The organism is Thermus sp. FJN-A (assembly GCF_054655095.1).
The window spans coordinates 17995-31349 of the sequence record NZ_BAAHSC010000215.1 but is presented as its reverse complement, the minus strand read 5'-3'; the positions used below and the strand labels follow the sequence as shown (position 1 = coordinate 31349).

General features: G+C 68.8%; 11 protein-coding genes. 8 read left to right on the top strand and 3 right to left on the bottom strand.

Going from position 1 to position 13355, the window contains the following annotated elements; genetic code table 11:
- Position 1 precedes the first annotated feature (1 nt).
- The 7 genes from ACYQ0J_RS12675 to ACYQ0J_RS12645 are packed head-to-tail and all read left to right on the top strand — an operon-like array spanning position 2 to position 5148.
- The gene (locus ACYQ0J_RS12675; protein ID WP_460172470.1) at positions 2 to 421 is read left to right on the top strand and encodes a phosphate-starvation-inducible PsiE family protein; all 420 of its coding nucleotides are present in this window, start codon (positions 2 to 4) and stop codon (positions 419 to 421) included.
- Complete coding sequence (locus ACYQ0J_RS12670; protein WP_460172469.1) at positions 418 to 891, top strand: cation:proton antiporter regulatory subunit; 474 nt, start codon at positions 418 to 420, stop codon at positions 889 to 891. Before ACYQ0J_RS12675 ends, ACYQ0J_RS12670 begins: the two co-directional genes overlap by 4 nt.
- Positions 891 to 2039 carry a cation:proton antiporter gene (locus tag ACYQ0J_RS12665; RefSeq protein WP_460172547.1) on the top strand — a complete coding sequence of 383 codons (1149 nt, stop codon included), beginning with the start codon at positions 891 to 893 and terminating at the stop codon, positions 2037 to 2039. The genes ACYQ0J_RS12670 and ACYQ0J_RS12665 overlap by 1 nt, the downstream gene beginning before the upstream one ends.
- Positions 2040 to 2058: 19 nt before the next feature.
- Positions 2059 to 2889 carry an SDH family Clp fold serine proteinase gene (locus tag ACYQ0J_RS12660; protein WP_460172468.1) on the top strand — a complete coding sequence of 277 codons (831 nt, stop codon included), beginning with the start codon at positions 2059 to 2061 and terminating at the stop codon, positions 2887 to 2889.
- Positions 2890 to 3522 carry a rhomboid family intramembrane serine protease gene (locus tag ACYQ0J_RS12655; RefSeq protein WP_460172467.1) on the top strand — a complete coding sequence of 211 codons (633 nt, stop codon included), beginning with the start codon at positions 2890 to 2892 and terminating at the stop codon, positions 3520 to 3522.
- Positions 3523 to 3532: 10 nt separating this feature from the next.
- Positions 3533 to 3985 carry a CBS domain-containing protein gene (locus tag ACYQ0J_RS12650; RefSeq protein WP_460172466.1) on the top strand — a complete coding sequence of 151 codons (453 nt, stop codon included), beginning with the start codon at positions 3533 to 3535 and terminating at the stop codon, positions 3983 to 3985.
- Positions 3985 to 5148 carry a cation:proton antiporter gene (locus tag ACYQ0J_RS12645; RefSeq protein ID WP_460172465.1) on the top strand — a complete coding sequence of 388 codons (1164 nt, stop codon included), beginning with the start codon at positions 3985 to 3987 and terminating at the stop codon, positions 5146 to 5148. Before ACYQ0J_RS12650 ends, ACYQ0J_RS12645 begins: the two co-directional genes overlap by 1 nt.
- On the opposite strand, the gene ACYQ0J_RS12640 is transcribed toward ACYQ0J_RS12645, so the two are convergent.
- Positions 5138 to 6742: a lytic transglycosylase domain-containing protein gene (locus ACYQ0J_RS12640; protein WP_460172464.1), complete on the bottom strand. Its 1605-nt coding sequence runs from the start codon at positions 6740 to 6742 to the stop codon at positions 5138 to 5140. The genes ACYQ0J_RS12645 and ACYQ0J_RS12640 overlap by 11 nt on opposite strands.
- Before the next feature lie 108 nt (positions 6743 to 6850).
- Here ACYQ0J_RS12640 and dnaB point away from each other — a divergent pair, with 108 nt between their 5' ends.
- Positions 6851 to 8203, top strand: a complete 1353-nt coding sequence (gene dnaB, locus ACYQ0J_RS12635; protein ID WP_460172463.1) for a replicative DNA helicase — start codon at positions 6851 to 6853, stop codon at positions 8201 to 8203.
- Here the strand turns inward: dnaB and ACYQ0J_RS12630 are convergent.
- Positions 8200 to 8751 (bottom strand): protoglobin domain-containing protein, encoded by a 552-nt coding sequence (locus ACYQ0J_RS12630; RefSeq protein WP_460172462.1) that lies wholly within the window; start codon positions 8749 to 8751, stop codon positions 8200 to 8202. The two genes, dnaB and ACYQ0J_RS12630, sit on opposite strands and share 4 nt — an antisense overlap.
- 44 nt (positions 8752 to 8795) lie before the next feature.
- Positions 8796 to 13274: a glutamate synthase-related protein gene (locus ACYQ0J_RS12625; protein ID WP_460172461.1), complete on the bottom strand. Its 4479-nt coding sequence runs from the start codon at positions 13272 to 13274 to the stop codon at positions 8796 to 8798.
- Positions 13275 to 13355 lie beyond the last annotated feature (81 nt).

Genomic DNA, 13355 nt, shown 5'->3' with positions numbered 1-13355 from the left:
CATGACCCAGGACCTTCTCCTGTCCCTATACCGGAGGGCCACCCGCCTGGTCTTCAACCTGGTGGTGGTGGCCCTGCTCGTGGGGCTCTTCGTGGGGGCGGGGCGGACCTTCTTGGAGCTCGGCCTCACCCTCACCGAGCCCACGGTGCGCCTGGGCCTCAAGGAGCTCGTCACCAACGTCCTCAGTCTGGTGATCGTCCTGGAGCTGGTGCGGGTGTTCGTGGAGTACTTTGAGCTGGAACGGGTGCGGCTCGAGGTCCTGCTGGAGATCGGGGTGGCCCTGGCCCTACGGGAGCTTCTCCTCCTCCTCTTCGCGGAGAAACTCTCGGGGCTGGACCTCTTCTTCTGGACCCTGGGCATCCTGGCCCTGGTGGCGGGCCGCACCCTGGCCGTGCAGTTTTCTCCCAGGAGGCAGAGATGAAGGTAGAGGAGGTGGTGCTGCCGGGCGTGGGGCGGAAGTTCACCATCACGATGGGGAGCGGGGACCGCATCGTGATCGTGGTCCACAGCTCGGGAAAGCGGGAACTCCAGTACTTTGAGGCCGGGGAAGAGGACGAGCCCACCGCAGCCCTGGACCTCACCGACGAGGAGGCCCGGGAGCTTGGGGCCATCCTGGCCGGGGTCCTCTTCCACCCTGAGGCGGTGGGGGACACGCGGAGCAAGCTGGGGGCCAAGGTGATCGAGTGGGTCAAGGTCCTCCCCGGCTCCAGGCTTGTAGGGAAGAGGGTCGGGGACCTGGCCCTGCCCCCGGGAGCCCACCTCCTCGCGGTGGACCGGCCCGGGGCCCCCCTCATCCCCCATCCCGGCCCGGACGTGGTCCTGGAGGTGGGGGACACCCTGGTGGTGGCGGGAACGCGGGAGGCGGTGGAAGCCTTGGAGAGGAGCCTGTGATACACCCCTCGATGGAGGCTTTGGCCCTGGCCGCAGGGGTTCTAGCCCTGGGAGCGGCCCTGGTGCACCGCCTGGGCTTCCCGCCACTACCCGTTTACCTCCTCGCGGGGCTTCTGGTGGGAGGGTGGCTCCCCGTGGAGGCGCTGGAACCCCTCCCCTCCTTGGGCCTCCTCCTCCTCCTCTTTTCCGTGGGGTTGGAGTTCGGTCCCGACCGGCTCCGGGGCCTCTCGGGGAAAGCCCTAAGGGCGGGTTTCTACGACGCCCTGGCCTTGCCCTTGGGCTTTCTCCTGGGCCTCCTCGCCGGGCTGGACTGGAGGGGGGCCCTCCTGCTTGCGGGGGTCATCTACGGGAGCTCCACCACCGTCATCGCCAAGCTCATCATCGACCTGCGCCGGGCGGCCAACCCGGAAAGCGAGGTGGTGCTGGGGGTCTCGGTGCTACAGGACTTCCTGGTGGCCCTCCTCCTGGCCCTCCTGGGGGGCCAGGGACCCACGGGCTTCCTCGGGGGGGTGGCCCTGGCCCTCGCCTACCTCCTCTTCGCCCGCTTCCTAGGCCCGGGGCTCGCCCGCTTCATGGAGGGTTTCTCCGACGAGATCATCCTCCTCCTTGGGGCCGCCTTCGCCATGGGCTCTGCCCTCCTCTTCCAGAGCTTGGAGGCCTCCGCGGCCGTGGGGGCCTTCCTCGCCGGGGTCATTGCAGGAGGGCTCGGCCTGAGGGAGCGGTTTGAGCGCCTCCTCGCCCCGGTGCGGGACCTGGGAATGGCCCTCTTCTTCCTCGTAGTTGGCGCAAAGGCCTTGGGCCTGCTTCAGGGGCTCTCTCCCTTGGCGGTAGGGCTTGTCCTTTTTGGCCTCCTCTTGAAGCTTCCCCTGAACCACCTGGGCGGAGCGAGGGCCGGCCTCAGCCGGAAGCGGCGGCTCTACAGCGCCCTTTACCTGGTGCCCCGGGGGGAGTTCAACCTGGTCCTTGGGGCCTTGGCCCTGGACCAGGGGTACCCCCTGGTGGCCCAGGTAGCCGTCCTCTTGGTTCTGGTCTCCATCCCTTTGGGAGCGCTCCTCATCCGCTACGCCCCCGAGATCGCCCAGACCCTCTTCCCGGAGAAGCACCCAGGGAAGAGGGCGAGGCGGACCGGGAGGAGCACTATAGAATGACCCTGGAGGAGGTGGTAGTATGGAGATCTTTTTCCAACTCTTCTGGCTCTTCTTCATCCTCTCGGCCCTGACCCCTTACCTCCAGCAACAGATGCTCCTGGGGGCCCGGGCCCGAAAGATGGCGGAGCTGGAAAGGAAACGGAAGAGCCGGGTCATCACCCTCATCCACCGGCAAGAGGCGGTAAGCTTCCTGGGGATCCCCATCAGCCGCTACATCAACATCGACGACTCCGAGCAGGTGCTCCGGGCCATCCGCCTCACGGACAAGAGCGTGCCCATAGACCTCATCCTCCACACCCCCGGCGGGCTGGTGCTGGCGGCGGAGCAGATCGCCGAGGCCCTCCTCCGCCACCCGGCCAAGGTCACGGTCTTCGTGCCCCACTACGCCATGTCGGGGGGCACCCTCATCGCCTTGGCCGCGGACGAGATCGTCATGGACGAAAACGCCGTCCTTGGCCCCGTGGACCCCCAGCTCGGCCAGTACCCGGCGGCGAGCATCCTCAAGGTCCTGGAGAGGAAGCCCCTTTCGGAGATCGACGACCAGACCCTCATCCTCGCCGACGTGGCGGAAAAGGCCCTCAGGCAGGTGAAGGCCACGGTCAAGAACCTCCTCAAGAAGCGCATGCCCGAGGAGAAGGCGGAGGAGGTGGCCACCCTCCTCTCCCAGGGCACCTGGACCCACGACTACCCCATCGACGTGGCCCAGGCCCGGGAGATGGGCCTGCCCGTGAGCACCGACATGCCCCTCGAGGTCTACGAGCTCATGGACCTCTACCCGCAAGCCCAGGGCGGGAAACCCAGCGTGCAGTACGTTCCCCTGCCCTACCGCCAGGAACCCGGAGGGCGCTAGGTGTTCCCCCTTTACGACCTGAACCGGGCCAGGCGGCCCGCCTACGTGGTCAAGGGCCTGGTCCTGGCCAATGCCTTGGCCTTCTTCTTGGAGTTCGCCGCCGGCCCCGAGGAGGTGGTCCAGGCCTACGGCTTCGTCCCTGCCCTCTTCTTCCAGGACCCCGTGGGCCAGGCGCACCGCCTCCTCACCAGCATGTTCCTCCACGGGGGTCTTTTTCATTTGCTTTCTAATATGTGGTTCCTATGGGTCTTCGGGGACAACGTGGAGGACCGCATGGGCCACGGGCGCTTCCTCCTCTTCTACCTTCTGGGAGGGGTGGCCGCGGCCCTGGCCCAAGGGTTTTTCATGCCCTCCTCCTTTACGCCCATGATCGGGGCAAGCGGGGCGGTCTCCGCGGTCTTAGGAGCCTACTACGCCTTCTTCCCCCGGGCCTACGTGGTCTCCGTGGTCTTTCTCGTCTTCCCCCTCTTCCTCACCTTCCCCGCCGCCGTTTACCTGGGCTACTGGGCCTTGCTCCAGCTCCTGCAGGGGCTCCTGGGGCTACCCGGCGTGGCCTGGTGGGCCCACCTGGGGGGTTTCCTCTTCGGGGTTCTCCTGGCCCCCCGCTTGGCCCCAAGATGGCGGCGCTGGTAGACTTTGGCCCATGAAGGTAGCCGATCTGATGACCAAGAACCCCGACACCATTGGGCCCGAGGCCACCTTGGAGGAAGCCGCCCAGCGCATATTGGAAAAGCGCTACGGTAGCCTTCCCGTGGTGGACAAGGAGGGTTGCCTCCTCGGGCTTCTCCAGGTGGAGGAACTCCTACCCCACCCGGAGAACGTGCCCTTCTCGGACGTGGAGGCTCTGCAGCTCTTCGGAGAGTGGGTGGACGGGGATTTCCTGGAAAGCATCTATCGCCGTTACCAAAAGACCCCGGTCAAGGCCGTCATGCGCACGGATATCCCCCGCCTGCACCCGGAGGACCCCGTGGGCAAGGCCCTGGAAGCCCTCCTCACCTCCGAGGTCCGCCACCTGCCCGTGGTGGACCAGGGCAACCGCGTGGTGGGCATCCTCACCCGGAGCGATTTCCTAAAACTCATCCTAAGGAGGGGTTGATGCACGGGGCCGGGCACATCCTCGAGGTCTTCTACCTCCTCCTGGCCGCCCAGGTGATGGCCTACCTCTTCAAGCGCCTCAACCAGCCCGTGGTCATCGGGGAGGTCCTGGCCGGGATCCTGATGGGGCCCGCCCTCCTGGGCCTGGTGCACGAGGGGGAGATCCTGGAGTTCTTGGCGGAGCTCGGAGCCATCTTCCTCCTCTTCATGGTGGGCCTGGAAACCCGGCTTAGGGACATCCTGGCCGTGGGCAAGGAGGCCTTCTTGGTGGCGGTCCTAGGGGTGGCCTTCCCCTTCCTCGGGGGGTACTTCTACGGGCTTCAGATCGGCTTCGCCACCCTGCCCGCCCTCTTCTTGGGCACCGCCCTCGTGGCCACCAGCGTGGGCATCACCGCCCGGGTATTGCAGGAGCTAGGCGTCCTCTCCCGGCCCTACGCCCGCATCATCCTGGGGGCCGCGGTCATCGACGACGTGCTGGGCCTCATCGTCCTGGCGGTGGTCAACGGCGTGGCCAAGACGGGCCAGGTGGAGACGGGGGCCATCCTCCAGCTCGTCCTCCTCTCCGTGGCCTTCGTGGCCGCGGCCGTCCTCCTCTCCACCCTGGTGGCCCGCCTGCCCTTGGAAAGGCTCCCGGTGGGAAGCCCCCTGGGCTTCGCCCTGGCCCTGGGAGTGGGCATGGCCGCCCTGGCGGCCAGCATCGGCCTCGCCCCCATCGTGGGGGCCTTCTTGGGGGGGATGCTCCTCTCCGAGGTGCGGGAGAAGTACCGCCTCGAGGAGCCCGTCTTCGCCATTGAGAGCTTCCTCGCCCCCATTTTCTTCGCCATGGTGGGGGTCAGGCTGGAGCTTGCGGCCCTGGCGAGCCCTGCGGTGCTCCTCGCGGGTAGCGTGGTGACGGTCATCGCCATCCTGGGCAAGGTGCTGGGCGGCTTCCTGGGCGCCCTCACCCAGGGGGTGCGGAGCGCCCTCACCGTGGGCACGGGCATGGCCCCCCGGGGGGAGGTGGGGCTCATCGTGGCCGCCCTGGGCCTGGCCGCGGGGGCGGTGAACGAGGAGGAGTACGCCATCGTCCTCTTCATGGTGGTCTTCACCACCCTCTTCGCCCCCTTCGCCCTCAAACCCCTCATCGCCTGGACGGAGAAGGGCTCGAGGCCGGCTAAGGGATAGCCTTGTAGGCGGCGTAGGCGGAAAGCACCTTGCTCAGGTATTCCCGCGGCTCGTCCCGCTCCTGGAAGCGGAGGAAGGGGTAAAGCCCCCCCTTCCGCTCCACCCCCCGCAGGGTATAGCCGATGCCCCCGTTGTAGGCGGTGAGGGCACAGGCCAGTTGCTCCATCCCGGAAAAGGCGGCGCACCGCTCCGTAAGCCAGGCGAGGTAGCGGGCGGCGTAGCGGATGCTGGCCTCGGGGTCAAAGGGGTCGGCGGGGGGCTCCCCCAGCATCCGGGCCACGTCCGCCCAGGTGCTCCTGAGGAACTGGGCCAGGCCCAAGGCCCCGGTGGGGCTCACCGCCAGGGGGTCAAAGCGGCTTTCCACGTGGAGGAGGGCGAAGAGCAGGTCGGGGTCCAGGCCCTCTCCCCTGGCGTAAGCCTCCACCCACGCCCGGTAGGCCCTCGGGTAGGCGAGGGCGCTGGGCCAGGCGGCCCGGATCCCCTCCCTATAGGCCCCCAGGCGGTAGAGGAAAGGCACCAGGGCGGGCCAGTCCTGGGGACGGGTCCAGAGGGCGTAACGCACCTCCCCCCGGGCCCAGGCCTCCTTGCCCGCCCCCACCAGGGCCTCCACCAGGGAGGCCTCGGGGGGTAGGGAGGCCGGGGGGGCCGGGGCCGGAGGGGGCGGGGTTTTCCCCACGAGGAGGCCAAGCCCTCCCTGGAGGAGGCGGTAGGCCTCCTCCCGCGCCTCCGCCAAACCCAGCTCCCCCGCCAGCCCGTAGGCCCTCAGGGCGGCGTCGTCCGCCTGGGGGCTATCCGTGCGGGCCAGCCTCAGGTAAAGCCCCAGGGCCTCCCGCTTCCGCCCTAGGCGCTCCAGAAGCCCCGTGGCCCGCCAGAGCCCCTCCGGGGTGCTCTCCAGGTAGCGGGAAAGGGCTTCCTCCAGCCTCCCCATGGCCTCCAGGAGGCGGCCTTGGGCGAGGCGGCTTTCCGGGTGGTCGTAGCGGGCAAAGGCTTGCAGGGCCTCCTCCCGCCGCCCCAGCCGCCAAAGGGCGTAGCCCAGGCCCAGAAACCCCCTGGGGTCCCCCTCGGCCCAGGCCCGGTAGTGGGGAAGGGCCTCCCCGTGCCGCCCCAGGCGGAAAAGGGCCTGGGCGCGGAGGTCGGGCCTTTCCCCCTCGGGAAGGGCCTTTAGGAGGGCCTCGTAAGCCCGGCCCCGGAAGAGGGCCTCCCAAAGCCTTTCCCCCTGGCCCAGGCGGAGGAGGGCTTGGACGGCCTCCTCCCCGGGGAGGAGCCTAGCCCAGGAGGAGAAGGCCCTGGGGTCCCCGGCCGCCTCCAGAAGGGGGGCCGCCACCCGCCAGGCCGTCTCCGCCCCCCAGCCCGGCTCAAAGGCCCTCACCCCCTCCAGGAAGAGGGCGTAGCGCCAGGCGTACTCCGCCCGCTCCGCCAAGGGGATTTCCTCCTTGTCCACCAGGAGCCAGCCCGCGAGGAGCCTCGCGTACCCCTCGCCCCCCAAGGCCACCTGGCGCACCGCCTCCAGGGGGCCCCCTTCCAGGTGGGCGTAAGGCTCGGCCAGGGGTTGCGCCCGGCAGCCCACCAGCAGGAAAAGGAGGAGCCAGCGCACAGCCCTACCCTACCAGAGCCCCCTGAGAACTCCCCAAGAAGACAAAGCTTCCCTCGAGGAAAGTCCCCTGGCGCCGGGAGGGGGGTTGGGCGTAGCCTGGTAGGGCTTATGGGTTCCCTTGGGTATCCGGAAGGCCGTATTCCCCCCCACAGCCTCGAGGCGGAACAGAGCGTGCTGGGGTCCGTTCTCCTGGACTCCGACGTCCTGGACGACTTGGAAGGCCTTCTTCCCACCCCCGAGGCCTTCTACGCCGAGGCCCACCGCAAGATCTACACCGCCATGCAGGCCCTGAGGGCTGGGGGGCGCCCCGTGGACCTGGTGACCCTCGCCGAGGAGCTTTCCCGCCGGGGGGAGCTGGAGGTGGTGGGGGGGGTGAGCTACCTGGTCCAGCTTTCCGAAGCCACCCCCACCGCCGCCTACGCGGAGCACTACGCCCGCATCGTGGCGGAGAAGTGGACCCTGCGCAGGCTCATCCAGGCCGCCGGGGAGGCCATGCGCCTCGCCTACGAGGAGGCGGGGAGCCTGGACGAGATCCTGGACACGGCGGGCAAGAAGATCCTGGAGGTGGCCCTCACCCAAACGGAGGCCGAGGCCCGGGCCATGCGGGATCTGGTCCAGGAGACCTTCGAGCACATCGAGGCCCTCTTCCAGAAAAAGGGAGAGGTGGCCGGGGTGCGCACGGGGTTTAGGGAGCTGGACCAGCTCATCGGCACCTTGTCCCCGGGCTCCTTGAACATCATCGCCGCCCGCCCCGCCATGGGCAAGACCGCCTTCGCCCTCACCATCGCCCAGCACGCGGCCCTGAAGGAGGGGGTGGGGGTGGGCATCTACTCCCTGGAGATGCCCGCGGCCCAGCTCACCCTGCGCCTGATGTGCTCCGAGGCCCGCATCGACATGAACCGGGTGCGCCTGGGCCAGCTCACGGACCGGGACTTTTCCCGGCTGGTGGACGTGGCGGGACGCCTCTCCGAGGCCCCCATCTTCATCGACGACACCCCCGACCTGACCCTTTTAGAGCTCAGGGCTCGGGCCCGCAGGCTCAAAAACCAAAACCGCGTGGGGCTCATTATCATAGACTACCTGCAGCTCATGTCCGGGCCCGGGGGGGGCAGACAGGGGGAAAACCGGCAGCAGGAGATCGCCGCCATCTCCCGAGGGCTCAAGGCCCTGGCCCGAGAGCTGGAGGTCCCGGTGGTGGCCTTGAGCCAGCTTTCCCGGGCGGTGGAGGCCCGGCCCAACAAGCGCCCCATGCTCTCGGACTTAAGGGAGTCGGGCTCCATCGAGCAGGACGCTGACCTGGTCATGTTCATCTACCGGGACGAGTACTATAACCCCCACTCGGAAAAGGCCGGGATCGCGGAGATCATCGTGGGCAAGCAGAGGAACGGGCCCACGGGCACCGTGGAGCTCCAGTTCCACGCCCAGCACGTGCGCTTCAACGACCTGGCCAAGGAGCCCTAGGTCTGGGAAAGGAGGGCCGCCGCCCCCTCGGCAAGCGCCCGCCCCAGGTCCTGGTGGCCCAAGGAGAGGCCCAGGGAGAGGGCCTCGAGGTAGCTCTCCTCAATGAGGCCGATCTCTAGGGCCACGATCTTCTCAAAGGCCTCCACCGCGCTGAAGACCTCCGAGCCCCGCAAGGCGGTGCGCAGGTGCTCCAGGGAAAGCTCCTGGACGATGCCCATGGCGGGGATCATGGCCCGGGGGCCGATGCCGAGCCTGGCGTGCACCAGGCCGATGCGCCGGCGCCTCTCCGCGTAGGCGCGGTCGTAGGTGCCGGCGAAGAGCTCCCCGTACCACCGGGCGAAGGTCCCGTAAAGCCGCTCCACCCTCCCCGGCACCGCATGGAGGATCTCCGCCAGCTCCGGATCCCGCCCCAGGTAGTCGTAAAAGGCCAAGGCCACCTCGGGGGCGATGGGCACCATGACCTCCCCCAGCCTCTTAAGGAGCAGGGCATGGGTCTCGGTGAAACCGGTACGCCGCTTGAGGAGGGAGAGCAAAGCCCCGGGGTCCACGGGACAAATGTACCGCCGAAACCCCGGGGCCGTCTAGAAGGCCCTTACTCCGTGCTCACCCCTTGGTCCACCTGCTGGTTCACGGGCTCCACCATGCGGAAGTGCTCCACCGGGTTCTCCAAGAGCCCCTCCAGCCTCCTCGCCTTCTCCTCCCGCTTGGCCTCCCGAAGGACCTGCACGTAGGCGGAAAGGAGCTCCCGCACGTCCTCCACCCCCCGGGCGTCCAGGGGCTTCACCGCCACCTTGGCCCCCTTGGCCAGGCGGCGGCGCATGGCCTCCTCGGTGAGGCCCATCTCCGGCCAGTGGCGCAGGTAGACCCGTCCCCCGGTCATGCCGGAGCAGATCCAAGGCCCGGGGTCCCCCAGGACCAGGGCCCGCCCCCTCGTCATGTACTCAAAGGCGAAGCCCTTGGCCTGGGCCCGGGCGGCCAGGTTGCCGAGGTCGTCCCTGAGGGGGCGCTCGGGCTCCCCGCCCAGGACCACGTCGGCCCCGGAGAGGCGGATGCAGAAGCGGCTGTCCGCCATGCCCTCCACGATGAGGAGGCCGCCGATAGCCCCGTAGGCGAAGCTCTTGCCCACGGAGCCGTCCACATAGGCCCCGTAGGGGTTCCGGCCCTTGAGCACGGCCACCATGCCGCCAAAGGCACTCTTGGCCACCCCGTCCTGGGCGCCCCCTTCCACCACCACCTTCATGCCCTCCAGGTTGAAGGCGGCGAGGCCATTCCCGGCCACGCTCCCCGCGTCAAAGCGGAGCTCCACCTCCGCGTCAAACCCCTTGCCGTAGAGCCGCCTCCTTGCGATCTCCCCCGCCAGGTGGGCCCCCAGGGCCCGGTCGGTGGAGTCCACGGGGCCCTCCTGGAAGAGGAGCCTCCTCCCCCCTTCCGCATAGGCGCCCATCACCACCTCGGTGATGGTGCGGGTGAGCTGGTTTAGGGGCTTCCTCAGCACGTGGGCCGCGGTGTCCTTAAGCCAGTCCGGCTCCTCCACGGGCTGGAAGAAGTAGGCCAGGTCCAAGGCCTCCAGGTGGTCCCGCTGGTAAAGGAGGTCGGAACGGCCGCGGAGCTCCCGGAGCGAGCGGGCCCCGAGGGCGGCCACCAGCTCCCGCAAGGCCTCGGCCTTGGCCTCGAAGAACCGGGTGAGGTGCTCCACCGCCCGGTCCACATCCTGGGGTACGAAGCGCTTCAGGCCGTGGGCCAAGGCCTCCTCCAGGGTCTCTATCTGGGTGGTGATGCCCACGTGGCAGGTGTCCAGCTGGCACCCCCGGCAGATGGTGCAGCCGATGGCCACCATGGCCATGGTGGCCATCCCTACCCGGTCCGCCCCCAAAAGCACCATGCGGAGCACGTCGTAGGCGGTCTTGAGGCCGCCGTCGGCCCAGATCTCCACCTTGTCCCGAAGCCCCGCCCGCACCAAGGCCCGGTGGGCCCGGCGCACCCCGATCTCCACGGGAAGCCCCGCGTACTTGAGGGCGTGGAGCCTGGCCGCCCCCGTCCCCCCCTCAAAGCCGGAAAGGGTGATGACGTCCGCCCCCGCCTTGGCGATGCCCACGGCGATGGTGCCGATGCCGGGGATCACGGGAACCTTCACCGACACCAGGGCCTTGGGGTTCACCGTCTTCAGCTCCTCAATGAGCTGGGCCAGGTCCTCGATGGAGTAGAGGTCGTGGTTGTTGGAGGGGCTGATGAGGTCCACCCCGGGCACCGCGTTCCGGGCGGCCGCCACCTTGGGGGAGACCTTCTTCCCCGGCAGGTGCCCCCCCTCCCCGGGCTTGGCCCCCTGGCCGATCTTGATCTCAATGACGCTGGCGGAGTTCAGCATGTAGGCGTGGACCCCGAAGCGGCCCGAGGCCACCTGCTGGCCCCGCCAGTGGGTGTACTTGCCCAGCATGTCGGGGATCTCCCCGCCTTCCCCGTTGATGCAGAGCATGTTGAGCCGCTTGGCCGCCTCCACGTAGGCCCTAAAAGAGGCCTCCCCTTGGGAGCCGAAGCTCATGGCGCTGATGACGAAGGGGAGGGAGTGGGCCCCCACGGAGAGGTCCACCTCTTCCGGCAAGACCCCGCTCCGCTCGGGGAAGCGGACCTCCAAAAGCTGCCTGGCCGCCACGGGGCTTTCCCGCTCCAAGGAGCGCACCTTCTCCTGGAAGTGGGCGTAGGGGGCCTGGCCCCCGGCCACCTCCTGGGCCGCCTTGTAGATCCGGGGGTTAAAGCGGAAGTCCTTGGCGGGCAGCACCTTTTCGGCCCTGAGGAACCCCTCCCGCTCCAAGAGGGTGCGCTCCAGCTCCAAAAAGCCATAGCCCCCTTGCTCGGAGCCCAGGAAGTTTCGGGTGCCGAAGTAATCGGCGAGCTCGGGCTTGAGGCCGATGGCGCTGAAGATTTTGCCGTAGCCCCGGAGCTCGTGGATGCCCATGGTGGAGATGACCTTTTCCAGGCCCTTCCGCAGGGCCTCGAGGACCCCCGCCACCCCCTTCCTCCCCTCCAGGGCGCGGGCCTTCTCCTCCAAAAGCCAGGGGGCCACCGCCTCCACCCCCAGGCCCAGGAGGAAGGCCACGTCGTGGAGGTTCCGCACGCCCCCCGAGTGGACCAGGACCGAGGTGCGCCGCCTGAGGGCCACCCCCTCGGCGTCCCGCTTCAGGAGGGCCCGGTTCACCGCGGCCACCGCCAGGCCGATGTCAATCCAAACCCCCCCGTGGAAGGCCTCCCGGTCGGAGAGGATGAGGACCTCCGCCCCCTCCTCCACCGCCCGCACCGCCTCCTCCTCCAGGCGCTTGAGCCCCGCTAAAAGCCCCTCCTCCACCGTGAACTGGGGGATGAGGGTCTCCGTTTTGAAGCGCTCCCGCACCTCGGCGAGGGTGAGGGTGCCGAAGCTTTCCGCCAAGCCCCGGTCGCCCTCCAGGACGAGGGGCAGGAGGAGTTCCTCCACCCTCCCCCCGCCCCGGCCATCGGGCAGGGGGCGGCGGCCCAGGAGGGTGCGGGTGGAGAAGTGCTCCACCTCCCGCTCCCGGTCAATGGCCGGGTTGGTCACCACGGCCACCGTCTCCTTGAAGAACTCGGAGAGGTTGGGCTTCTCCGGGTTGAGGGCGGCCAGGGGGCCGTCGTAGCCCAGGGAGCCGATGGGCTCGTTCCCGGTCTTGGCCAGGGCCTCGAGGTAGGCGGCATCCCAGCGGTCCCAACCGTAGGCCCGCTCCAGCCCCAAGGGGGGCGGGGCGGGGCGCTCCTCCACCTCCACCTCCCCGCCCCCGGCCACCGGGGGCGGGGCCTGGCGGATGGGGCCCTGGAGGTGCACCCGGTACCCCTCCACGGGGGTGCGGGCGGCCACCCGCTCCAAGACCAGGCGCTGGTGCCGGTCAAAGGGAAGCACCCGGGCCCCTTCCGGGGTGAGGCGCAGGTAGACCTTCTCCCCCGGGGCGAGGGGCTTGGGCTCGGAGACGAACTCCTCGGCGCTGAAGACCCCCCGCTCCGAGGAGAAGACGATCTCGTAAGGGGTCTCAAACTGCCAGAGGGGCCTTAAGCCCATGGCGTCCGTGGCGAAGACCGCCTCGTCCCGGTGGCGGCTCACGATGGCGGCAGGCCCCTGGGCCAGGGGCCCGAAGCGCTGGCGCAGGGCCAGGTAGAGGTCCTGGAGTTCAGGGGAAAGCCCCTTCACCTCCCCCAGGACCGGGGGAAAGACCAGGTCCATGGCCTCGGGCAGGGTGAGGCCGTAGCGGTAGATGAGCCCCTCCAGCATGCGGTTCAGGTCCTGGGAGTCCGAGCCCCCGGTGCGGGGGATGCCCAGGTAATCCATCTCCCGCCGCAGGCGCTCAATGGTGTTGATTTCGCCGTTATGGCCCAGGAGGCCGAAGGGTTGGACCTGTTCGAAGGTGGAAAGGGTGTTGGTGGAGTAGCGGTTGTGGCCCAAGGCGATGGTGCTTTTAAACTCCGGGCGGGAGAGCTCGGGGTAGTAGCGCTTGAGGAGTTCCGCCGCGCCCCGCACCTTGTAGACCACGCTGGAGGTGGAGAGGGAGACCACGTGAACGGGGAACCTCGCCTCCAGGCGCAGGCCCAGCTCCCAGAGGGGGCCATCCCCGTCCGGGGCGAGGCCCGCCACCTGGAGAAAGATGGGCTCGGTGCGGCGCCCCACCGGGCCCAGGACCTCGCTCACCACCTCTCCCCGGCGGAAGTGGACGGGCCGCACCCCTAAGCGCTGCCCCTCCCCCTTCAGGAAGGCGAAGAACTCCTCCAGGCGCCCCTCCTCGCTTTTGGGCAGGAAGAAGTGGCCCACGAAGAAGCGGGGGTTAAAGGCCAATTCCGGCTCAAGCCCCGCCTCCTCCAGAAAACGGGCCCATAGCTCCCGGGGGATGTCGGTCTGGATTCCCGTCCCGTCCCCCTCTCCCCGGATGGCCCCCGCCCGGTGGGCCATGCGGTACAGGCTCTCCAGGGTTCTCCGCACGATGCGGTGGGAGGGCTTGCCGCTCTTTTCCGCCATGGCGATGATGCCGCAGGCATCCTGGCCTAGGGGGATATCCGGGTAGGCTTCCTTCCAGGTCATCTCGGGGCTCCTTCTTGGCACTCGGGGTTTGGTGTAGGCAAAGATATGCGCGTCGTTCCCCGGATTATACACCCCCCGGGG

Excerpts from the sequence above, each read along its gene's own strand:
- ACYQ0J_RS12675 (WP_460172470.1), top strand. The coding sequence starts at position 2 with ATGACCCAGGACCTTCTCCTGTCCCTATACCGGAGGGCCACCCGCCTG.
- ACYQ0J_RS12670 (WP_460172469.1), top strand. The coding sequence starts at position 418 with ATGAAGGTAGAGGAGGTGGTGCTGCCGGGCGTGGGGCGGAAGTTCACC.
- ACYQ0J_RS12660 (WP_460172468.1), top strand. The coding sequence starts at position 2,059 with ATGGAGATCTTTTTCCAACTCTTCTGGCTCTTCTTCATCCTCTCGGCC.
- ACYQ0J_RS12650 (WP_460172466.1), top strand. The coding sequence starts at position 3,533 with ATGAAGGTAGCCGATCTGATGACCAAGAACCCCGACACCATTGGGCCC.
- ACYQ0J_RS12645 (WP_460172465.1), top strand. The coding sequence starts at position 3,985 with ATGCACGGGGCCGGGCACATCCTCGAGGTCTTCTACCTCCTCCTGGCC.
- dnaB (WP_460172463.1), top strand. The coding sequence starts at position 6,851 with ATGGGTTCCCTTGGGTATCCGGAAGGCCGTATTCCCCCCCACAGCCTC.
- ACYQ0J_RS12625 (WP_460172461.1), bottom strand. The coding sequence starts at position 13,274 with ATGACCTGGAAGGAAGCCTACCCGGATATCCCCCTAGGCCAGGATGCC.